Origin of the sequence: Haloarcula laminariae (assembly GCF_025457605.1) — an archaeon.
In the GTDB taxonomy this organism is placed as follows: Archaea; Halobacteriota; Halobacteria; order Halobacteriales; family Haloarculaceae; genus Haloarcula; species Haloarcula laminariae.
This window is the reverse complement of sequence record NZ_JAMZFY010000002.1, coordinates 688,734-712,331: the sequence shown is the minus strand read 5'-3', so window position 1 is coordinate 712,331 and position 23,598 is coordinate 688,734. Positions and strand designations below refer to the sequence as shown.

Sequence of the window (23,598 nt, the reverse complement as noted above, 5' to 3'; positions counted from 1 at the left end):
AATGGGACGAAACACGCTTCGAGCATTCGCCTCAATTCTGGGTACACGGATCGGAAAGCTGGCTCTTGCAGTCCTGATAACACCGATTATCGTTCGACTACTCGGGAACAGTAACTATGGGGACTACGCGCTAATTCTGTCTATATTTGGTCTGCTATCTACTGTTGTCCATTCTGGGATATTTAACGGGCTCCGTAAGTATATCGCCGAAAACCGAGAACTAGAGGGATGGGAAGATTATATTTTCACGTTCTACGTACGGGTTGCAGTTTTCACATCAATTACAGTAGGGCTACTAATCTATTTAGCGAGTACTACGCAGTTCGTTACCGAATGGTTCGGCCCGGAGTTCGAACAATACTTCGTATTACTCGCTGTGCTAGTTATTGCAAACCAACTGTACTCTGTGGCGAGAGGATCACTCATGGGGTTTGGACTGGAACACTATTCAGAGCCACTCCAAATTCTAGATAAATTTCTATTTGGGAGTGTTGCTATTGGTCTCATTTATTTAGGGTGGGGAGTCAAAGGCGCACTAATCGGTAAAATTATCGCCATTACCGTCGTCGGCTTCATTGCTTTCTATGCGACCCGATCGAATATCTCGTTCAGAACAGTGTTCCAGAGACTACCGGAAAATATTCCCCGACGTGAGCTGCTAACGTTCAATCTCAATAGCATATTGTTAGCACTGCTTACGGTGTCACTGTATCATGTGGACATAATACTACTACAGCCGATAGCTGGATCTGAGCAGACAGGGTATTACAAAGCAGCGCTGGTAATTGCCGAATTTCTCTGGTTTGTGCCAATGGCGATACAGTATACGCTCGTCCAATCCGTTTCAGAGATGTGGTCGGATGGCGAGTACGATCGTGTCTCAGAGATTGCCAGCGACGTGACTCGCTACTCGCTTGCGTTTATTCTCCTACTGATTATTGGACTTGCAGCGCTCGCTGATGAGTTCGTACCGCTATACTTTGGTTCTGAGTTTTCCGTCGCAGTCGATCCTCTACTGTTGTTGTTACCCGGTGTTTTGGGGTTCGCGATCGCCCGACCTATCTTTGCAATCGGACAAGGAATCGGCGATCTGCGACAAATTATATATGCCACAGCATCAGCTTCGATAGTTAATCTGGTCTTGAACCTGATACTGATTCCTCGGTACGGGATGTACGGAGCAGCAGTTGCAACGAGTATCGGGTACGGTTCGATGCTCTTTTTTCACGTTTGGTGCGCTCGCAGAATCGGATTCGACCCGCTCAAGGAACTCCGGTTCTTTCGGATACTGGCTACGGTCCTACTCACCGCGCCGGTTATTTTCGGTCTTGCACAAATCATCACCAATATAGTACTATCGTTGACTATCGTACCTACTGTCGGTTTATTGCTGTACACCGCAATTTCGATTAAACTTGGCGTGATTCAACCCGATGAAATAGAAGCCGTTGCCACGCGTATGCCGTCTCCAGTCGATAAAATCGTGTATACAATCCATGACCTGTCAGTATAGAATTTGTGTAAGAGGGTGTCATAGAAGTCTTCTCACACCGTGATGATCGTGCTGCCCGGATTGTCTCCGCGTTCGTAATTGGTGATTGCAACGACGAGACGAAGACACAAAGTGAGAAACACCTGTGCTCGTGCATGGACGCGGCCTCGGGCGTGCGTTCGCCCGAGGCCGCAGTCCTTCACTGATTCGTTGGTTCGTTCGACTCCAGTACGGCGGTTGTACGTCTCATCTAACGTGGACTGCTTCAGCTGAACGTCCTCACTATGTTGTCCGATGTGGTCTTCGACCCTGTACTCGATATCTTTCGGGTCGTCGGTGTTTCGCGCGTTGTACGGAGCGACTGGCACGACCCCTGCGGCCAGCAGGTGGTCGTGCCAGTCAAGCGTGTCGTAGGCACTGTCACCAACCATCCAAATCGGCTTTGCGACGGCGAGCGCGTCACACGTGACGCGCATCGCCGTCTCCTCTGGCGCTTGTTTGCTCTCGGTGAACTCCGCTGCAATCGGAATCTTTTGTCCAGTCGAGACAATCGTACAGCCGTAGCCGTAATAGTACTCATCGTCGGTTGGGTCGTAGCACTTTGAGGCGTCTTGGTCGGCGGGCATCGCCCTCACATCTGTTGAATCGATGCAGTAGGTCAAGTCGAGCAGGCCGCGGCGGGCGGCCTGCTCGACGAGGTGGTCAAAGACTTCGTCGACAACGTGTTCAAGATCAGTGAGGAAGCGATCGACCGCGTCTCTCGACGGCGGTCGATCGAAGCCGCAGCTCACCCAAACGACCGTGTTCCGAAGCTCCCGTTCAACGGGACGAATGCCGTAGATGTCGTGGTAGTAGCAATGGAGAAACCCACGCATCATCTCTGGTGGCTCATGCTCTCGTGTTCGCCCCGTCTCCGCCGGGGCGAACACGTCGAACTCCTCAAGAAACCCGAAAGAGAGATGCTCAAACAGCGCTAGCGTTTCAGTCTCCGCGACATTGAAGAACGACTCTACCGAAGGCTCATCTTGCAGGGTCGCTGGACTCATCCATCTCAGCGTTCACCCTGCTCTTTGGTGTGGCAACTGTTCTATGACACCCTCTTTGTGTAACACTAATCTGAGGCACCGAGAAGAGAGCAACTATCTTTCCGGTGGGTTTATTCGCGCCTCTACGGTTACACATCGTATGGACGACGTACGCGAGGCAACAGACGACCTCCTCGCGGACAGACCCGACATCGAATCCGCACTCGAAGAGATTCTTGACATCGACGAAAACGGCCCCTGGACATACGACGACGTCTCTATCGACTCCGGTACATTCGGCGAAATTGTCTCGCGCAACATTGTCGAGAAGAAGGGCGATAGCTACCGGGTGGCTGACCGGAGCGCTGTCCAAGCAGCACTAAATGACGAGACGATAGAGAGCGAAAGTGACACGAGCAGCTTCGACCTATCGTCAATCAGACTTCCCGAAATCGGAAAGCGGAATGCGCTGATCGTCGCCAGTGCACTGGCGTTCGTGGCGCTGGTTCGGATTGTTTTTATGTGGTCCAGTGTGTTCCGCGGCAGCGACATCGTGCTGGCTGGCAACGACCCCTACTTCTACCGGTACTGGGTCGATACACTGCTGGCGAGCGACCTGCAGGCGTTCGATATCGGGTCGCTGACGCAGCTGCCCGACGGCGTCGCGAACGACGACGTACTGTTGATCGTCTCGCTGTGGTGGGTCGGTAGTTTACTGGGAAGCGGACAGATTGCGTCGGGACTAGTGGTCGCCTGGTATCCTGTAATAGTCGCTACTGTGACGAGCGCAATTGTATATCTCCTCGCAACACGTCTGACTCGTGACCGAAGAATTGGAATAGCCTCAGTATTGATACTCGCAGTCACACCTGCACACGCATACCGAACTGCACTAGGATTCGGTGATCACCATGCGTTCGACTTCCTCGTATTAGCGTTCGTCGTGTTCACAATGACGGAGCTGGTCCGGATAGGAGATAGTCAGCCATCCCACCGCTGGGCACAACCGTTGACCGCGCTGGGACTCGGATTGGGCCTTACTGCACAGGCCGCGGCATGGCGCGGCGGACCGATCCTACTACTCCCGATTGCGATTTGCGTTCCTGCGCTGGCCATCGGGGCTGTCAGGGCAGACCGATCCCCCGCCGAGGTGACTATTTGGCTACTTGGTAGTATCGCAATCGGTTCGTTGCTGACATATTCGCTACACGCTCTATTGGGTTGGATGGGGCTTTATCGAGGTATCACACCACTCCTCCTCTTAATCGGTGCAGTTGGTTCCGTCGGAAGCGCCGAGCTATGGCACAGGAGGGGTAGATCAGCACGGGAACTAACTGCAGTCACAACCGCTGCTGTACTCGGGGGCACTATATCCGTATGGTATCTCCTCCCAGAACTTCGACCGGCAGTGTTGACGTTCAGACAATTCCTCTCACAGTCTGGGACTGTAGCCGAAACGAGCTCTATTTTCTCAGGTCAGTTGGGGTCGATAATAGGGCCCGTATTCGTCTACGGCTTTTTCTTCTTCCTTGCACTCCCACACCTCGCATGGTTCAGTTGGCGTGCTGTACAAGAGTACCAGCCACAGTGGCTGGTCACCTGCATCTTTGCATTGAGTATATCCGTACTAACAATCAATCAAATCCGGTTCGCTGGTGAGGGATCAGTGTTCATCTCGATTTTCGCCGGTATGGGATTAGTACATATAGCAGGAACCATCGAGAGTGCACGACCGATTGATTTCAGTGACCGCGCTTCAGTGTCGGTCCAAATCCCCGAGAAAAAAACGGTCAGTATACTCGTTGCGCTCTTCCTCCTCGTTGCCAGTATGGGACTTGTCCAGACACCAGTCAAAATGAGCCAGATCACAACGGGTGAAGATACCTACGAGACCGCAGTTTGGATCGACCAATATGCAACAGAGAAAGGAATCGAATATCCGGAAAACTACGTGCTCACTGAATGGGACAAGAGTAGAATTTATAATTACTTTGTCAACGGCGAGTCGCGGTCGTATTCATTTTCAACAGTTTACTATTCAGAGCTAATACAGTCGGAAAATCCAGACGCCTGGGTGGAGCAGTCAACCATTGACGGCTCAGGACAAGAACTATTCATGGTGAGGGGGTTTGTGGTGACTGAAAATACGTCTAGGTTCGCACAGGAGCCCGGATTCCAGATCCTCCACAACCGACATGGGAGTCGACAAGGAGACTCCCCCGGGACACAGTACTTCCGAGCAGTCTACATATCTAAAGATTCCTCAATAAAGGTCTTCGAAGTCGTTCCAGGCACTCGAATCGTGGGACAAGCGGAACCAGAATCGTCCATCAATATCTCTACATCCGTCTCAATTGAAGGGAGGGAGTTCGCATACAACAGAACGGTATCGGCTGGCCCCTCTGGGGGGTTCAGTGTCATCGTCCCATATACCGGTCAATACCGTGTCGGAAATCAGTCTCTGAACGTGACCGAAAAAATGGTCGTCAACGGCCGGACCAAGTCTTTGAATAAAACAGTCGGTACATGAGTTCCCAGGGAAAGAGGCCATCATGCCGAAAAAATCCCAAGAAGAGTTATTTTCACAAGAGGTTTTGCGAACCCATCTCAGGGCGTTCGTGGACTGACTCAATGTGAACTTCTGCATCAAGCAGATTCGTTAGACGGATGTAGTTCGGATCAGGAAGGAACGTCTCTGTCTCAGTCCCTTGCGAGTTTCCGTCAACGATGAGTTCGAGACCAGTGTTCCCATTGCCATCCACATCCTGCGTCCGCACAAATTTGACCTCTCGCGTTGCGGTGTCAGGCGTCCACGAACTTGTAATAGGAGCAGAGGCCACTCCTCCCTCAACCTTTGCCAACGCAAGATTACCGTCGCCAGCGAAATCAACGTAGTACCGGTTATTGTTGCCCTGTCGAATGAGCTCCAGCCAGAGTTCGCCTGCCGTCGGCGTGGATTGACAAGAAAACTCAACAGTCCACGTTCCTGTTGTCATTTTCGATTTCTTGTACGGCGAGATAATTGATTGGTAGTTTGAGTCGCCTGTAGGGAGGACCGCTCCTCCTTCTCGGGCTGTTGGCGAACCGTGATCGTTAGTCCACTCGGGACGATAACCCGCTGTCGCGGGGCGAAGGCGATTACTGAGACGCCCGTCCCCCCAGTCATCATAGACGCGGGCATCTCGGCTGTACGGCTCGCCATCATAGTTGATATAGCGCCCACCGCGGCCTTGGTAAGCGAAACCAATCTTCCCAATAACATTGTTTTGCGAGTCCTCAGAAACCTGACCATTGTGGCGGGCAACAGCGACATACCCGCTTACCCTTCCATCACAGTTTGAGAAGTAGGCTTGGGCCCCCTGACGAAGTTGGGCTGCATGAGTGAGCCCCGTTTGGAAATTGCAGTCCTGGAATGTGATTGAACCCGTGTGGTGGATCGGGGCAGCGATACCGTTGAGAGAGTTTTCAGCTCCAGTGAATGTAACGTTCCCCAACTTTATATTGCCAGAGAGCAGTTGGAAAGAGTCTGCGAACGTGATGTTGCTTATAAACGCGTCATCCATTTCATTGGTGATGGTTCCAAGGGCCAACGAATTTTCGATTACCACGTCCGATGGTGTACCTGTTGTCGACTTGATGACGAACGAGTCGTTGTGCGGGTCACTCCCGATGATATTAACCGGCGCCCCGATGATTGTGCCACCCTCGTTGTAGGTGCCGGGCTTGAGTAGGCACTTGTACTGGTGGTATGTGAACTCTGGAAGGCGATTTAGGAACTCGCCGATAGTCTGAAGTGGTTCGGTATCAGTCCCCGGATTTGAGTCGCTGCCGCTGTCAGGGTCCACGTAGAAAGTGTGGGACTCCGAGGAAATCTGAGGACGCTCTGTTGACGTATGTTTGGACGACTCAGCCGGATTGGGGTATATGCGCTCTGCACTGAGCGAATCAAACACCCCGTCTTCGAAGCTGACCGGGACTTTGTTTCCGTCACTATCGTAGCCGACGATCTTGCCGTTCTCGTTCCGTAGTTCGATGTCAGTCATTCTGCCTCCGTGAGTTCGAGACCGGCGCCGTCTTCGATGACGAGCTGGCCAGTGTCTTCCCACACGATGCGGTCGTAGACTCCGGCCGCCTCGGCCACGGTCTCCCCGCCTTCGACAACGAGCCGGTCTGACTGTACTCTCTTGGCCGTCGGTGTTTGCGTAGGTGTATCGGTCGGTGAAACTGTCGTAGAAGTGTTCGCAGAGAGGGTGAGCGTGTCTGTCGCGGTTGGTGTGGTGATGTTATCTGATTTACTGCAACCAGCAAGTCCAACGGTCGACCCCACTACGACAGCAGCCAACATCTCTCGTCGAGAAAGCCATGGGACCATTTGTTTACCAAGTATTGATCTTCACCTGCTGAAAAGTATTTGGTCATACCCATCTCTAATTTGAAGCAACTTTGAGGCATATTTCACCGGCAAATCAGGCTCATCAGCCATCGCGCCGTGATTGAGTCTCATAACTCTCAAAGCCGTAGTAAGAGCTCGACCATCAGAGGATAGGCAAGTCTCCCTGATGCCCCCTCGGACTAATTGGCCGGCCACGTTTTGTCGGGCTGGCAAACGTCGCATCCGCCGCGGACACGTCCCGCTGCTTCGTCCACGATGACCCGTTGCCACTCGTCTGCCACTCTTGGATTTCGTAATTGCGATTAGGCTGCTCCACGGACACATAGACACTGGTTGGGTCGGCGCTGTCGAGTGACAGCCCACCCTCGTAGTAATGGTTCTCGGGCAAGGAGTCACCCATAGCAGTTATTTCGCTACCAACGACCCACTGCGAGCCGTCCCACCGCGCCCACCGCACACGGTAATCCCCATCACCGCCGCCAGTGCCCGTTGCGACGTGTTTGGTAAACGCGACGACAAGATTGCCGTCAGCATCCGTCGCCAAACGTACTGTTTGGCAGGATTGTTCGCAGCGCCGTCAAATATCTGTGTGAGGGGCGCTACGTCCGTAATCTCCGAAGTGGAGCTCTGGATTTGCGTGCCATCCGATTGGTAGTAGTCCCCGTTCTGGAGGTATCCGTGGTAGATGCCTGTCTCGGTCATGCGGTGGTCGCCAAGGGCGAAGTGCAGCTTGTCGCCCTCCCGATGGTAATGGGTATAGACCCATTACCCGTCGCTGTCCTTGATAGCAGTCTGCTCAGCACCGAAGGTCTGGCCTTCGTCTGTTGAAACACGATATCGCCAGCTCGCAGTCGAGCCGCTGCCATAGTGGTAGTACACGCGGAGATTGCCATTCCACGATAGGGGCTGTGGGTAATCTATTGCCGCGTCGGAAGTGAACATCTTCACATCTCCAAATGCGGAGATATCGAGCGCCGCATCGCTGACCCTTCAGGACATTATATGGTCTTTGCTGTCCCGTCGAGTGGTCCAGAATACCACGAGACAGTCGTCGTCGCGGGCGTATATTGACGGAGAACTGTGGTCGTGGATATAGATGGTCGCTAACTGTGTGTGTTGAAACGTGTCCACCGAGTGGTTGTACGAGGTGACTTGGATGACGCCGTTGGAACTAATTGAGCCGACAAACGTCTTGTCGCCCACCCGTATCGCCCGCGGACACTGGTGGATTGTCCACGCGCTGTCTCGGGTCACAGTCGCAAACTCTGCCGGAAGCATTAGCTCCCTCCGATGAACTCGCGCTCCATCCAACGGAGAATTTCAAAGTTCGAAGACGAAGATGATAGGGTGTAATGATTATTTGGCGGAACAATGGCTGTTAAGACTGCCCGAAGTTCAGAGTCGTCGGTCTGGTAAACTTGGTCCCGAATTTATACAAATCGCTCCCAGATATACCAGACAGGCCAGAAGTGAGTAAAGCGGCTTCAAACAACTCATCCGCGCCGCCGGGGGTGATGCGAGCATTGATGCTAACAAGGATTGGGGTCCCAGTTGTGTTCTGGGATTCAGGACCTATCGACGGACTGACCGCAACCTGATTATCTCGCCGCTGGCAGTCTGACCGAAGACATCCCTTGCAGGGTTTTTTCGAGGCGGGACTGGCGTCGGTGGCTGCTCTGTCCCAGCTAACTCGCTTGTCACTGTCTGTCGATATTTTGTGAAGGTCCGGAAATCTTGGACAGATAACCAGACTGCGGGCATATCACTGCGCCCGTTTCGCACTCGCATCGGTCGCCACTGGTCATCAGCAGACGAAGATGTGACCTGAGTCGTCGGCCACGACCCCCCGTCGCGCGTCGCCGTGTACACTTCATGCGTCCCGCCGTCGTTTTGGGAGAGGTAGACTGTGTCGGTATCGCCGCCAGCATAACACAGGCCGCCGGAGTAATACGCGATTGCAACCGGCGACGCTCCCGATTCGACGATGGTCTCGACGGCCCACGAGCTGCCATCCCAGCGAGCCTCCTTGTAGATGTGGTTGCTCGTGTCGTCAACATCTGCGAGCAGTATCCGGACGTCATCGGCAGCCAGCGTGACGATGTCCCAGATACGAAGCCCACCGAATGCATCGCCATCGACCGTGTACAGGCTGGAGAGGTCGGACTCGGTCAGTGGTAGGCCCGAGGTTCCGACCTGTGTGCCGTCCAGCTCGTAGTACGCCCCGTCCTCGTAGTAGATGCAGAACGCCTGATTTGGCTGGGTGTCTGTTGCTGATGTGAGTGCAAGATAGTATCGCGTGTCGTCGAATGACGCGACTTTGAGATATGCGCGGTCGTCGAACAACGTCACCTGCGTCGGCGACGACCATGTCTCGCCGCCATCGGAGGAGATGAATCTATACTGCTCGTAGTCGCTCAACCCTTCAATGCCGGCGCGAGCCAACAGATGGATGTCACCGTCGTAGCAGACTGGATTCGGATAGTTCCAGTCCCCATTGCCAATTGTTTGCTCGGGCCGCCAGTTCCGGATATCGTGTGGTCGGGCACTAATACGCTGCAATAGCCCTGTCTCGTTCCGTGCGTACTGGCAAATGAATCTTCCGTCGTCGCGCTCGTAGAGTATGGGGGCGACGTGGTCGTCGCGAATGAGGTTGGCGTGGAGGATAGCTTCGCGGGCCTCGTCAGCATCGTGGTTGTAACTGTATGCTTTGATGTTTCCCCGCTGGTCAACGTAGCCCAGATACGTCTTGCCCTCGATGTGGACCGCACGGGGGTCCTGATGCCACGTCCAAGAAGCATCTCTATCAGGTATCATCGCCGGTTAGTCAACCCGCTGAATTTTGAGATACGTGCGGTCAGTGTCTGACACGATTGTACAGGGGGAGGTGACATTGCGGAACGTCACATAGACAGTGTCGCCAGCGCTGAGGTCGTAGGTCCCGTCCGGCAGCGCGTGGTCAGTTGTCGGGTCGCCAGTACTCAGGTCGGCAATTTGCCCATTGTTACGTCTTTCGACCTGTCCGTTGACCCACACAAATGTGGTTATCTGGTCGCCCCCTGCCTTTTGAGCAATGCCAATTTGCCCGCTGATATCAGATTCCCCTGCCTCGTCCGCAGTCCACTCATACGCAGCCCCATCATACTCCTCACGGTTGTCCTCGACGACATCATTAAATTCGACCGTGGCTGACGAGGTATCAGCGGAAATGCTCTGGTCGCTTGTGAGATGGACTTTGACAGAGGAGAACGGTTGGGCGTCCGAATCCAACCAGACGGCATCTGTCAGGTCATTGGGCTGGCCGTCTTGGACGTAGAGCTGCTTGTTGTTGATATACTGCTCTGTTGTACTGACCGAATCGAAGATCCCTTCGTCGAACCTGATTGGGACTTTATTCTCGCCACTATCGTATGCAACAATTGTGCCGTTTTCATTCCGAAGTTCGATATCACTCATGCTGTATCAGTTATGTTGAGCGAGGCGCCATCTTCAACAATGAGTTGGCCACTTGTTTCCCACATGATGGATTTGTAAGTGTGAGCTAAATTGATGTCTCCTACCTCGGATGTTGTGTCCGTAGATATTGAAGAGACAGCCATATACTATTTGCTGGAATTTCGAGTGTACTTGGTGTGGTGACTGTTTTTGTTCTGGATCCACAGCCCGATCTCCTTGGATGGGGACACGCTGCAAGTGGAACAGCTGACCCTACTGCGGACAAAAACTTGCGTCGCGAGAACCGGGAGCAACTGTCCATAGCCACTCTATTTTCCGATTTGTAATAACCCTTCATACATAATTATCTTAATTTGATGTGTTCTCAAGCACGATTCCCTCAGTACTGGCCCAAGTGAGTCGCGGAGATTGTTCCATTGTTAACAGTGTCAGTCAACAGATCGTACAGAGCTGTCGAACCATTGACTGTGTCATCACCGTCGCTGTCAACTAGTTCTGGTACACGGTCACGAACTTGATTGGAACGAGATTGCCTGAGCTTGTATTGATAGCAACTATCTTGCCATTACAGTTTTCCGTTGGAACAGTATAAGTGTGGAATTTGTTATTTGTCATCACTCGAATGAACCCGATGCGGCTTCCTACAGTATAGACAGTTGTTCAAACGAGATAATCTGATATTATCACATCACCCGAGATGACGCAACAGTTCCCGCTCTCTCGTAGCATGTCGTGTCCGGTCGGTGCCGTCGGCGTATGGGTGTTTGAGCGCGATACAGTCCGATCCAACGCCTCATAGGGGCCATCCGTGGAGATGACAACTGAACGAACCGGAGTCAGTGGCCGGAGATGATCGATGACCGCCTGCCACTCGATAGTCAACTGGTTAGGTTCGTGTTCCTCGCTTACGATACGGCCGACACGTGTCCTGCCGGCCGGCCAGTTGGAGAGTCTAATGTCATTGTCAGCTAACCGCTTTGTGAAGTACTGAATTTACATTACAGTATAAACGACGAACTCACCGTTCGAATACGTCCTACCGACGTGGTTGGTCGAATTAAGGTAAGCGAAATCGGACGCATTGTATCTAAACCCATCGAGCGTTTTACGGTAATACTGTCTGTCCATCTGTGTCACAACGATCTTTTGTCCACGCGGGTAGGCACTGTTGAGGCTATGGTTCGCCATGTGAGAAGGGACAAACGAGTACCGTGGTAGTCGATACGGCATGCCGGAATAATTCAACTCACGTGTCTCTTCAACCCCATATAGTGCATGTTTGTATCGTTGAGGTTGTGCACGTATCGCAGCGAAGTGACTCTCCTCGTCCCAGTACTCGAAAGAAGTACTGTAACCTTCCATTTGGGCTTGAGTGACGTGCGAGCTTCGCTGGGTGATGTAACTTGAATCGTGGATAGTTGCTCCGGAGAGTGTCAGGGCGAGTATCAAGACAGTTGCAACGATGGCATTCTTAATCACACGCCCCGATAGATATCGACTTTCACTCAGTTGGAATAGGCCAATGCCACCGGTGATAACCCCGAGAACTAGTAGTGGTGTCAGATTGCGGAACGACAGGAATACCCCTGCCACAACTGCAAACACTAGAAACGCAAACAGTGCTGCCATTCCACCGAGCAGCCCAAGTGAGCGCTTCGATATCTCGCTTGATAAATCACTGAGCACATAGAAAATGAACGCTATCGAGGCAAGTGCGAAGATAATCGGTGTAGCGAACGCCCGTAGGATGATAGAGATTGGGCTGATCCCTGCTTGAGTGGCCGTACTAGCGAGGCCAGCACCTGCACTTGTGCTACCCACATCAATAGAAAGGAGTCCCACTAGAATTATCCCTAGCGATCGAACAAGTTGTCCCTCAATCCATAGCCAGAGTACGAGACCGACAACTAATATTGAAGAGATAATTCGCATTTTTCCGCGCCTTAATAAATTGTTAATATTAACAAAATGGATGCTTACAACTAAACCAACCGCATATAATAATAATGTCGCTCCACGATGTGGATGTAGCAGTGTGAGTACAAAGCTGCTACAGATGACCAGTGCGTAATTCCGGTACGATGGTTCGTAGATGGTCTTGTATAAAAGGTAAGCCGGCAAAACGAAATATATAGCGGACTGTGAGGCGGGTTGGGCACTTACGTTGGCTACAAGAATATTAATTATGGGGAAGAAGCTTGTCGCGGCAATCGCGACAATCATAGTAGGCCGATGACGCCCGGTTATGGCTCGTGCGAACAGCGGACATATTGCGACCAAGACTAACGTGTAGCTAACAGCCCCGAGATAGATACCGTGACGGAGAGCGAAATCACCCACGAGACTCAGACCGAGAGATTGGAGATGTAGAATAGGGTACCTGAATTGTGAGGGATCAAGAGTACTCGTCTCTAAGTCTTTCAACCATCCAAGATGGGTAAACGAATCGCCCACCCCATATATATAATATCCTCTGAGAAGCGGGAGTAACAAGACGACAATTCCAACCAACAAGAGTGTCGACATTGATGCCCAATGAAGAGAATACTGACGGGATAATGATACATTAACAGCAATAACCACTGAACAGAATAGCAGTACCCAGACTATTACTGGTGTCGCTGTGTAGAGATTATATTCGTAAGATGTAGCGGGATTCAAGTGGCTCAGCAAAACGGCTGCAGCAATAGCTATATTACCGAGGATGAGCCAGAATTTTGCCCTCTGAATTACCACTGAAATCTGGTACTCTCTCAGTTAGAAAATATATTGTGATTCTTTACGCTTGACGGATTACCTACGCACTCTATAGATCACAGCATCATCGTAGTTATGTTTGTCTGTGAGACATACAGAAGATGTTTTTCTCGTCATACCTTTTCTAAACGCTTGTTTCGGGTGTACAGAACCAAACAGACAGGGTTATTTTGCCATTGACTGTAAGAGAAACCTGTTGAAGAAATGAGCGATAACGACCTTCTCATAATCTCACACGCGTTCCCACCCAGAGAAACCGTTGGTGCTATCAGACCAAGCATATTTGCCGAAGTACTCAGAAAGGCGGGCTGGACTATCGAGGTTCTCACTACTCCAGAGTCGAATCGAGAGCAGCAGGACAGTTTATTTTCGACCCAATCCGTACTTCCAGAGCGAGTCGATTTCGGGCGCCTCGGTTGGACGCCAACACTGGCTCACACACTGTATCGACATGTTCGAGAACGACAACCAGACCTGATCTGGTTTACTGGAGCCCCGTTTCCCCCAGCAATCGTACTTCCGTTGTTGAAACGTCTTTCGTCCGTTCCCTACGTGCTCGATATGCGTGATCCATGGGTACTTGCCCCGTACAAAGATATCCCGTCACGAGCGCAACGCTGGTTTCTAAAGACGATGGAACGTACTGTCATTGAGAATGCAAGAGCGGTGACGACAACATCCGAACGAACATCTGAGCGATATAGACAGCACTACCACGGAACTAATTTCAGAACGGTCCGAAATGGCTTCCGGGAAACCCGAACAGTGAGACGATCGGGAGAGTCAACAGAGGAGACAATCAAAATCGTATGTCCGGGGAAAATTTATCAGGGCGAGTCGGTATTTGCTAAAGCCCTTGTTCACCTTGCTGATCAACCAACATCTTCAGTCACTTTCACCCAGATTGGAAAGCATTCTTCCACTATCGAGCGAATTACCGACGGTAGCAAACAGGCCGAGTACGAATCAATGGATTACGTCAATCATGACACGCTCATGGATCTCATTGCAGAAGCAGATATCGGCCTGTTAACGAATCGAGACCCGGCACAGATTCCGATGAAGACATACGACTACATCGCGGCAGACACGCCCGTACTGGCGCTATGTTCCGAGGACAGTTCGATAGGAGATGTCTTGCAGAAATTCGAAGGAACCGGCTTCGTCGAAAATCCGACACCAGAACGTATCGCTGAAACGACACTCGCACTTCGGGTAGAACAATCGCTGACAAAAGGGGTCGACCGGACAGATTACTCCTTTCGTAGCCGCGGTGAGGAACTTCACCAGGTGTTAACAGATATAGTACAATCTGAACCCTGAGGAACAGTACGAATAGATCAAAACCAAGAGCTAATATTTTCGGTTACATATAGAGAGACTATGCACGTACTCCAGCTGACTAATTCTCTTCGCCCTTTCTTCAACAATCAGATTTATTCTCTCCGTAAGCAGGATATCGAGATCACAACCCTCTGTGTCCCCGGTCAACACACTGCCGACAACGAGGCCATTGACCGACGTTCGATTGCCGATTATTTTCAGTTCTACCCGGATGTACTTCAACATGCAACAAAGTCATACGACATAATACATGCGAACCACGGATTAACTGCACCGTATGCCATCGGACAGCCACACCGCCCCATCGTACTGACACTCTGGGGATCTGACCTCGTTGGAAAACTCGGCCCAGTGAGCCGACGGCTCTCATATTTTTTTGATGAAGTCATACTTCCATCAGAGAATATGTCATCATCGCTTCCCCGCCAACACGCAACTGTGCCCTTTCCTATCGATACCGAAAAATTCCGTCCGATTCCCCGTCACAAGGCAAGAGAGTTTGTCAATTGGGACGATAATCAATCAGTAGTCCTCTTTCCGGCTGCGAAATCGCGGCCAGTAAAAAACTACGCCCTCGCTGAGAAAGTTATCAAAGAGATGGACCAAGACGTAGAGTTACGTACACTGTCTAACGTTCCCCACGACAAGGTGCCGTACTATATGAACGCTAGCGACGCTGTTTTGATCACGTCAAGACGGGAAACGGGCCCGATGGTCGTTAAGGAAGCTGCCGCGTGTAACGTTCCCGTGGTCTCCGCAGATGTTGGATTCACTGCACAAGTGCTCGAAGATATCACGCACTCGTATATCTGTACGTCGCCACCTGAGTTCGCAGCTAAACTAGATAGAATCGTAGAGACGAATGTTCGATCAGATGGGTCAAAGAAATCGAAGGAATGGTCGACGACACGGATGGGTGAACAGCTTGTGTCGTTGTACCAGTCTTTACTGTAACCGTAACACACCCAACGAGTTTTGCGTTTCAGGTATCGGAGCTCATGTGTTTTGGGCGAGCAACCGGGTCACCAAGTCCACAACCTCGTTACGAACACTCTGGGCTCGTCCGCGATCGGGAGCGACATTCTGCTGGTCAATCGAGTCGACGTAGTCAAGTATCGCCTCCGACTCGCGCGAATGGAAGATCCGGCCCTCGGCTTCCATCTCTTGGTCGACAGACAGCAGCGTGTTCGGGAAGAAGGAGACGGCCGGCTTCTCCATACAGGCCGCTTCGCGTGCCATCGTTCCAGAGCCGGTGAGCATACAGCGACAGTGCCAGGCCAGCTGCAGCCCGTTGAGCGCGCCGTCGGGGACATAGACTTGCGTCTTGTCGTACGGGTTGGCATGCGCCTCGTCACCGCGTCCACGGGGCAGATACACCACCGAGAGGTCACGCTCGGCGGCACCCTCCAGCAGGTCGGGCACCAGCGAGCGCTCTGCGTCGACGTAGGCCGCGTCCAACGCCTCGGGGCGGATCACGATATACTCCTCGAAGGGGAACTGGTCCGTGAAATTCGAGTCAGGTTCGAAGTCGGCGATATAGATATCTTCCTTGTACCCGTCGTAAGTGTGGACGCTGTCGGGGCCTGCGCCGCGCTTGGTCAGCTCCTCGGTCTCGAAGGCAGCCGGAACGACGTTGTGGGTCGCCATCGCCTCCAGCCGGTTGTATAGCTTCTCGTATCGCAGCCCGTCAACGTGGGCGGTGATATCGTTGTCCGTGAAGTGAATCGACGGAATCCCACGGGCCCTCGACGCGAGTACGCACATCGCGTTCCGCGAGGACAACGACACGTCGGCGTCTGGCGCAGAGAGTGTGAGCTGGCCCGTCCGGAGTGGGATCCCGACCTTCCGCAACAGTGGGTTGTCGAAATCCCGTCCGACGACGGTGTAGTCGAAGCCAACTTCAGCAGCCAGGTCGACAGTCTCCGTCTTGTTTCGGACTGTAGTCCGAAAATCGACGTGTGGAATCTCCGACGCCAGCGCGTGGAAAAAGAACGGATGGGACGGACTCGCGAGGTCTATCCATCCGGTCGTCGTGGTTGACATACTGGTGTTCAGATACGCCGCAGTGAGAACCCTTCTGATATCCACTCGCGTTCGGGGAGCATATCCTTCGTGTCCACGACCAGGTCACCGGTCATCGATTCGCGCAGTTTCTCGGGGTCGAGTTCGGCGAACTCGTCGTGGTCGGTCGTGATGACGACGGCGTCCGCGCTGCCGACGGCCGCCTCGAAGCCGACGAGGTCGAGTACCTGGTCGTCGACGTGGGGGTCGTGGAGCCGGACATCGACGCCACCGCTGTCCGACTGTATCCCGCCGTCGGCTGTCGCTTCCGGCGGCTCGGCGACGGCCTGTTGCAGTTCGGTAGCCAGGTCCAGCGCCGGACTCTCTCGGATGTCGCCGACGTTCCCCTTGTATGCAACACCGAACAGCGCAATCTGTTTGCCATCCAGCGTCCCGAGTTCCTCACGGAGGATGTCAACGATGTAGCCGGCCATCCCGTCGTTAATCGCTCGCGCGGTGCTAATCAGGTCAAGCTGGTCTGAGTCATGGCCGAGGAACCACGGGTCTATCGGGAGACAGTGGCCACCGACGCCCGGCCCGGGCTGGTGGAGTTCGACGCGTGGATGTGTGTTCGCCATCTCGATGGCCTCGCGGGAGTCGATATCGTAGTCCTCTCCAATGAGCGCCAGTTCGTTCGCCAGTGCGATATTGACATCCCGATAGGTGTTCTGGATGAGCTTGACGAACTCAGCCGTTGTTGCGTTTTCTGTCGTGTAAATCTCACCCTCCACGAAGGACTTGTAGAGGCGAACGGCGGCCTCAGTCGAAACACCGTTTACGCCCCCGATGATACGGTCGTTTTGCTTGAGTTCCGTGATTATATCGCCCGGAAGAACGGTTTCGGGACAGTGGACGAGTGCAAAATCGGCGCCCGCGTCCAGCCCGGATTGTTCGAGGGCCGGCTGTAACGTCTCGACAGTCGTACCCGGTGGAACGGTCGATTCGAGGATGACCGTGTCGCCAGTGCGGAGATGCGGTGCGATAGCCTCGCCGGCGGCCTCGACGTAGTCGAGTGTTGGCTCCTTGGTCTCGTCGTCAAACGGCGTCGGGACGGCGATAATATGATACTTTGCCTCGCCAACCTCGTTGCTCACGGTTAGGTTGCCGGATTCTAGCGCTTGCGTGACGAACGCTCGGAGACCGGGTTCATCGATGTGGACGTCACCATTGTCGAGGCCCTCAATAATCGCCTCGTCAATGTCGTACCCGGTGACCTCATGGTCATAGTTCGCGAACATCGCTGCTGTCGGCAACCCAATGTATCCGAGTCCGTGGACGTAGATCGTGCTCATTGTGAGACCTGCTGGTCGTCAGTCGACCGTTCACACACCGCTGTAAGTATCTGTTCCGATGCCGTTCCATCGCCAAACGGGTTCTCCCACCCGGTTGTCCTTTCGTACATCTCAACAGCTCCGTCTCTGATTGCGTCCGAATCAACACCGACCAGTCGGTTCGCACCGACATCGATGGTCTCGGGACGCTCGGTGTTGTCCCGGAGTGTCACACAGGGGACACCGAGGATACAGGCTTCCTCTTGGACGCCGCCGGAGTCAGTGAGAATCACCGACGCGGCTCGTTCCAGCTCGAGGAAGTCCAGATAGTCCTGCGGGTCGACCAGCCGCACGCAGTCGGGGACCATCAGGTCGAACTCGTCGAGTCGCTGCCGACCGCGTGGATGAATCGGGTACACCACCTCGCGGTCGAGTGCCGAGGCGGCCCGTGCGACACCGTCGAGCAGGTCGGCGAACCGGTCCCGGTCGTCGACGTTCTCCGCTCGATGGGCCGTCAACAGTATGAACTCGTCCGGTTCGAGTTCAAAGCCTTTGAGAACTGCGCTCTTCTCGGCCGCGAAGTCGCTGTGTCGCTGGACGGCGTCGACGACCGTGTTCCCGGTCACGTGTATCCGCTCGTTGTCCAGCCCCTCGTCCCGGAGGTAGTCGGCCGACGTTTCGGTCGGGGCGAACAGGTAGTCCGCGACATGGTCGGCGAGGACACGGTTTGTCTCTTCGGGCATCTCCCGGTCGAAGCTCCGAAGGCCGGCCTCAACGTGGCCGATTTCGACAGGCAACTTACTCGCCGCGAGCGCGCCAGCCAGTACCGAGTTTGTGTCTCCCTGCACGAGCACCAAATCGGGTTCGACATCAAGGATTACCCGCTCTATCTCGGCGAGCATCGCCCCAGTCTGTTCACCATGTGACCCCGAGCCGACATCGAGCTGGTAGTCCGGTTCCGGAAGCTCTAGCTGGTCGAAAAAGACGCTGTCGAGCGACTCGGAGTAGTGCTGTCCGGTGTGGACGAGTGTAAACGGAACGCCCTCACGTTCGCACGCACGAATCACCGGCGAGAGCTTGATAATTTCCGGTCGTGTACCGAGGACAATGGTGACGTGGGTTGCTGTATTCATGGCTGAGCGAGTCAGAGTGTCGAATCGTCGAGACGTTGCAGCATGTTGCTAATGCGGTTCAGGACCAGCCCGACAAAGACGCCAATGGACCCGATTACCGTTGCGAAGCCGCTGACGAGGACTTTCGCCGGGTAGAACAGACCGGAATTCTGATAGACCAGAACGGCGTCGATGCCGTAGTACGCCCCGATAGCGAGAAAGATGAGTCCCGGCAGACCGAAAAAGAGCATCGGGTGGCGGTCACGAACGAGCTGGAGGATGAAGACAACGACTGTCAGACCATGTCGGAGCGGGTTCTGGGTCTGGCCGTCGATTCCCTCATAGCGCGCTTCGATCGGTTGTTCGGCAATGGTCAAGTCGTTCCGGGCGGCGAGGTCTATCATTTCCGTCTCGACACCGAAGTTGTCCGTCGTGACGGCCAGTTCGTCAACCGCACGGGGGGACAGCGCCCGGAAGCCGCTCTGGGAGTCAGTCACACGAGTCTTGGACGGACCGAGCGTCAGGAGGTCCAGAATCCGCTGGCCGACGCGTCGATACGCGGGTGTCTCGTCCTCCGCTGAATCGTCCAGATACCGACTGCCGATGACCAGGTCCGCTTCACCGTCGTGGATTGGCTCCGCGACCAGTGGAATCTCGTCGGGATCGTGCTGGCCGTCGCCGTCCAACAACACGAACGTGTCGAACTCCCGCTCCCGGACGGTCTCCAACAGTGTCTGGATGGCCGCGCCTTTTCCCTTGTTTTCCTCATGTTCGATAACCGTCGCGCCGGCCGTTTTCGCGACTTCAACCGTGTCGTCGGAGCTCCCGTCGTCGACGACGATTACCTCACTGGCGACCGATTTCGCCGACAGGATGACGCTGCCGATACCGACCTCCTCGTTATACGCCGGAACGCCGATAAGTAGGTTCGATTCGACCTCGTACTCGATTCGGGCCGGGATCATATACTCCGAACTGTTCCGGAGTTTTGTGCGGCTTGACTCGAAATCGAGGTGTTGTTCGGGCGACTCGAGATGGATAACGCCGGGAAAGCCGTGCTCGCGAGCGAGCGAACGGGACTGCTCTTCAATCGTCAGGCCTGGGTCAAGCTCGACGACCGTCGCGTCGAGTCGGCGGGCGAACTGGGCTATCTCGGAGTCACGGTCAACACAATAGACGAAGACGTGGTGACCGTGTTCTTCGGCCCGAAGAATCGTCCTGAGAACTCCCTCGTCGCCGTCCGCCTCAGCCGTCGAAACGACGACGGCAGCCGTGTCGTGGGCAGTTTGCAGCGACGAATCGTGTTCCCGGTTCGTTGCCTCGGTCATTGGTCACTGTGTACGGGTTGCAGATATGTTACTGTCCAAGGTTAAATACTAGATGGTTTGACTTCGCACCGTGGAATTCGGACCGGACGACCATCACTGAGTGGTGACGTTCACCCAGATGTAGTTCGACCGATACGCCGAGTCGATATCCCGCTGTGGCGCGGGGTCGCCCTTGTACAGCAGATACGTCAGGCGAAGATTCGTCCCAGTGGTCGTCGGCGTTATCTCGTGTGGTTGTTGCCACGTCTCGTTGTCGCCAACTGTCGGCGAGTAGCGCTGCAGTTCGGTCGACTCCCTGACAACCGTCTCGTTGTCGATAGTGTCGACCCGCTGAAGCGCGACGATGACGGTGTAGCTCGTCTGTTCGTTCTCCTGGTTCCCGATGCCGACGACAAGCTCCTCGGTCTCGCCGACCGTGAGTTCGGTCGGGTAGTCACTGGCGACGAGTTCGCCGTCGTCGTTTTCCGTCAGCAGATAGAACTCACTGAAGGACTCGCCCTGTGCCGGGACGGCAACAGCATAGACGATAGAACCCGAGGCCAATAGCAGGCTACAGACCAGTAAGACGTTCAGTGCGGAATCGAGACGGGTCTCAGGCGACCTGAGCTCCGCATAGCTTTCGGCGACCCACTCGCGGTACGGGACTTCGAAGCGCTCATCTTCGGGGAGTGCTCGTCGCCGCCGTGCCGCGACAGCCGTCGCCACGGTGGTGAACCCACCGACGCCAACGAGAATGGGGACCAGTCGAATCCCCCACGGGGTAAAGTTCAACGCGAGACCGATGAGCGGGACGACGGCGATGCTCAACCCGAAGGAAAGCGCGAGACGCTCGATACCGTCGATACCGCTATCAGTCTCGCTGTCATCATCCGCGTCCGGGGACGAGCCAGCTTCGGGGAACAGCGCGGCGATGAGGGCGTATCCGGGCAAAAACAGGACCAGTGGCAATCCAAACACGATTCGAAGCGGCGTTTCGCTGACGAACGGGACGGTCGCGGACAGCGTCATGAGGACGACGAGAACGAGCGTCGCGGCCAGGTCAGCGGGGAGTTCTCTGACTGGTCGGGGAAGCAGCAACCAGAGCGTCGACTCCCTCGCTGGCGGACCACTCATGCTCGTCTCGTACAGCAGAACCGCTGAAAAGTCACTCGGTCTCCACACCACTCACGGCAAACTCCGGACTTACTCTCCATCCGACGCCTGTGGTTCCCCCATCATTGGTCCAAGCTCCGTGAGTAGTTCATCGACGGCATCCGCAGGTATCGACGCAGTCGAGTTGAACCGCGCCTGTTCGTACAGTTCCGTCGCCCGCTGGAGCGTTTCCCGGGTCGTCTCGTCGATATCGCTGTCGGCACAGTCCCGGTAGAACTCCCACGGCGTCTGGCCTGCACTCCGCCCGACATCGGTACTGAGCTGCTGCCGAAGGGCAATGTAGGCCACTCTCGCGGCTGCCGCCGACTGTTGGGCGTCGAGATATCTTCGGGCAGTATCGAGCAGCGAGGTGCTGTCGACACGTGAGCCGGTTCGCTGGGCGGTCAGCGAGTCAATGTCGACGGCCGGGTCAGGGACATGCTGGGACCGGCCTGCGAGCAGTTTCCGCCCGATGACGACGCCACCAGCGAGTACAACGATGATCGCCAGCATAGCCCCACCGATGAGTCCCCAAGGGAGCGTCGGGAGGATAACGGTTGCCCCAGCCTGTGCACTCTGGAGGTTTGTCGCACTCCCGTCATAGCGGAACTCGATGGCAATCGGGAGTGATGACTCGAACACCGCCGTTGACCCAACACTCTGTGGAACGGTCAGCGTCGTCTCGAAGGTACCGTTGGGGCCCGTCGAAACACGCCCGATCGTCGTACCATTGGCTACCACTGCAATGTCCTGGTTGATGACCGGCTGACCGCTGTCAGTCAGGAAGGATCCGGACACCCTGATGGACCGACCACTTGTGTGGACTGCGCTCGCATCAAGGGTCGTCGCCGTCTCCCGAATACTGCTTGCAGTAGTACGGTTAGTACTCAACAGTGCCTGCCCGTTGAGGGGCACGTCGACGCGGACCGTGCGGTCCCCCTCGGAAACAGATGCGGGGACAGCCACAGTTGAATTGTACATCCCGTTCGTCTTGGTGGTTCCGTTCGCCAGTACCCGCCCATCAAGCGAGACGAGATAGGGAACTTCGGCCGCACCGCCGTAATTAGCCCCGACGCGGCCCGAGACCGCAATCGTATCGTTGTATCGGACCGTTGTCGGTGTCGCATTGACAGTAATATCCGGACGAACCTGTTCGATAGTGACTGGGGTGGTCCGCTGGTCACCGAAATAGATGGACTCGTTTTCGGGCCGATATCGAACCGTGAGGTTCGACGTGTTCGCGGTAATCGTCGTCGGCCGATAGCGCAGGTCGAAGTCGCCGGTCTCGGAGAGTCGAGTTTGAATCGTCTGGTTACCGACCGCGAACCGAACGGTGTCGGCCGAGACAGTATTACCCAACGCCGTCGTCAGTCGCCCATCGATAGTGAGTGGGGACCGGAACGATGCCTGTGCCCCGTTAGCCTCAATAGTTAGGTTCGTCGCGACGAACTGCTCGTCACGCACGTCCTGCTGGGCCGTCTCGATTTCCTGTACCGATGCGTTGAGGCTGTTCAGTGACGCCGTGACGTTCTCGTCAGTCCTGTTCGAAAGCTCACGTTGGGACCGGACGAGCGACGCGTGGCTGTCGTTGACTGTCTGCCACTCCCGTTCAAGTTGGCGTGCCAGCGTGCGTTCGTCCGTCTCGTTGTCGTACAGTATCTGTTTCTTGCGGCTGCCGTTGTGGATGGTCCGTTGTCGTACGTGTGTCTCGACATGCCCCTCAGTAACGAGAGTCCGATACAGTTCGTGTGTCTCCCAATACTCCTCAACAGCAGTCGAGAGCGCTAGTTGGTCGTCTCGCACACGCTGGAACGCGAGCGCACGCTCGCGGTCACCCGTCTCGTTGGCGACATCCGCATACTGGTCCAGCAAGGAGGCGTATTCGGAATTGTTGAGCGCCTCGCGGGCCCGCCCCGCGTCCTCGCGGCTGATGTTCACCGAACCGCTTCTTGCCCGCGAGGCCAGCCGCTCCGCTAGTTGCCGTTCGAGGGCGCTCAGGTCGCGCCCGTCGTCGACGGTGTCTGGATCTGCGTGAGCACTCCCGTCGCTGCTGGTACCACCGACAGCAGCACCGGGGACAACTGTTCCGACCACCGTGCCGGTGACGACGAGACAGATACTCAGGGCGACGAGGGCAAACAGCATGCGGCTGCCACCGGCGTCGGATCCGCGCACGACAGAGCATCGGTCGTGGCAGTATAAACACTCTTTCGTTCCACCGAAGGCGAGAC

16 protein-coding genes are annotated in these 23,598 nt (G+C 54.8%); 4 read left to right on the top strand and 12 right to left on the bottom strand.

The annotated features are described in order from the left end of the window. The first annotated feature begins 1 nt into the window (after position 1). Positions 2–1,513 (top strand): oligosaccharide flippase family protein, encoded by a 1,512-nt coding sequence (locus tag NJQ98_RS15260; RefSeq protein WP_262180221.1) that lies wholly within the window; start codon positions 2–4, stop codon positions 1,511–1,513. Positions 1,514–1,545: 32 nt separating this feature from the next. On the opposite strand, the gene NJQ98_RS15255 is transcribed toward NJQ98_RS15260, so the two are convergent. Beyond that, positions 1,546–2,538, bottom strand: a complete 993-nt coding sequence (locus NJQ98_RS15255; RefSeq protein ID WP_262180219.1) for a transposase — start codon at positions 2,536–2,538, stop codon at positions 1,546–1,548. A gap of 139 nt (positions 2,539–2,677) precedes the next feature. On the opposite strand from NJQ98_RS15255, the gene NJQ98_RS15250 reads away from it, so the two are divergent. Next, entirely contained in the window at positions 2,678–5,047 is a 2,370-nt protein-coding gene (locus NJQ98_RS15250) for an STT3 domain-containing protein (RefSeq protein WP_262180218.1), read from the top strand. A gap of 52 nt (positions 5,048–5,099) precedes the next feature. On the opposite strand, the gene NJQ98_RS15245 is transcribed toward NJQ98_RS15250, so the two are convergent. The 5 genes from NJQ98_RS15245 to NJQ98_RS15225 form a co-directional block, all read right to left on the bottom strand. Continuing rightward, positions 5,100–6,560: a hypothetical protein gene (locus NJQ98_RS15245; RefSeq protein WP_262180216.1), complete on the bottom strand. Its 1,461-nt coding sequence runs from the start codon at positions 6,558–6,560 to the stop codon at positions 5,100–5,102. Continuing rightward, positions 6,557–6,862, bottom strand: a complete 306-nt coding sequence (locus NJQ98_RS15240; protein WP_262180214.1) for a hypothetical protein — start codon at positions 6,860–6,862, stop codon at positions 6,557–6,559. Before NJQ98_RS15240 ends, NJQ98_RS15245 begins: the two co-directional genes overlap by 4 nt. 1,620 nt (positions 6,863–8,482) lie before the next feature. Continuing rightward, positions 8,483–9,724 (bottom strand): BNR repeat-containing protein, encoded by a 1,242-nt coding sequence (locus NJQ98_RS15235; RefSeq protein ID WP_262180212.1) that lies wholly within the window; start codon positions 9,722–9,724, stop codon positions 8,483–8,485. 6 nt (positions 9,725–9,730) lie between these two features. Further along, complete coding sequence (locus NJQ98_RS15230; RefSeq protein WP_262180210.1) at positions 9,731–10,363, bottom strand: hypothetical protein; 633 nt, start codon at positions 10,361–10,363, stop codon at positions 9,731–9,733. Between the two features lie 993 nt (positions 10,364–11,356). After that, positions 11,357–12,586 (bottom strand): hypothetical protein, encoded by a 1,230-nt coding sequence (locus NJQ98_RS15225; protein ID WP_262180207.1) that lies wholly within the window; start codon positions 12,584–12,586, stop codon positions 11,357–11,359. Between the two features lie 738 nt (positions 12,587–13,324). On the opposite strand from NJQ98_RS15225, the gene NJQ98_RS15220 reads away from it, so the two are divergent. Beyond that, the gene (locus NJQ98_RS15220) at positions 13,325–14,443 is read left to right on the top strand and encodes a glycosyltransferase (RefSeq protein ID WP_262180205.1); all 1,119 of its coding nucleotides are present in this window, start codon (positions 13,325–13,327) and stop codon (positions 14,441–14,443) included. 60 nt (positions 14,444–14,503) lie between these two features. Continuing rightward, entirely contained in the window at positions 14,504–15,418 is a 915-nt protein-coding gene (locus tag NJQ98_RS15215; protein WP_262180203.1) for a glycosyltransferase family 4 protein, read from the top strand. Between the two features lie 42 nt (positions 15,419–15,460). Here the strand turns inward: NJQ98_RS15215 and NJQ98_RS15210 are convergent, their stop codons facing one another. From NJQ98_RS15210 to NJQ98_RS15185, 6 genes are all read right to left on the bottom strand, one after another. Further along, positions 15,461–16,507, bottom strand: coding sequence for a DUF354 domain-containing protein (locus tag NJQ98_RS15210; protein ID WP_262180202.1), 1,047 nt, complete (start codon positions 16,505–16,507; stop codon positions 15,461–15,463). Positions 16,508–16,515: 8 nt separating this feature from the next. Then, positions 16,516–17,817 carry a nucleotide sugar dehydrogenase gene (locus NJQ98_RS15205; RefSeq protein WP_262180200.1) on the bottom strand — a complete coding sequence of 434 codons (1,302 nt, stop codon included), beginning with the start codon at positions 17,815–17,817 and terminating at the stop codon, positions 16,516–16,518. Further along, entirely contained in the window at positions 17,814–18,929 is a 1,116-nt protein-coding gene (gene wecB, locus NJQ98_RS15200) for a non-hydrolyzing UDP-N-acetylglucosamine 2-epimerase (protein ID WP_262180199.1), read from the bottom strand. The genes NJQ98_RS15205 and wecB overlap by 4 nt, the downstream gene beginning before the upstream one ends. Before the next feature lie 11 nt (positions 18,930–18,940). Next, on the bottom strand, positions 18,941–20,236 hold the full coding sequence (locus NJQ98_RS15195; RefSeq protein WP_262180197.1) for a glycosyltransferase family 2 protein: 1,296 nt from the start codon (positions 20,234–20,236) through the stop codon (positions 18,941–18,943). A gap of 93 nt (positions 20,237–20,329) precedes the next feature. Next, positions 20,330–21,349, bottom strand: a complete 1,020-nt coding sequence (locus NJQ98_RS15190; protein ID WP_262180196.1) for a DUF1616 domain-containing protein — start codon at positions 21,347–21,349, stop codon at positions 20,330–20,332. Between the two features lie 69 nt (positions 21,350–21,418). Next, on the bottom strand, positions 21,419–23,542 hold the full coding sequence (locus NJQ98_RS15185; protein ID WP_262180194.1) for a hypothetical protein: 2,124 nt from the start codon (positions 23,540–23,542) through the stop codon (positions 21,419–21,421). Positions 23,543–23,598: the final 56 nt, after the last annotated feature.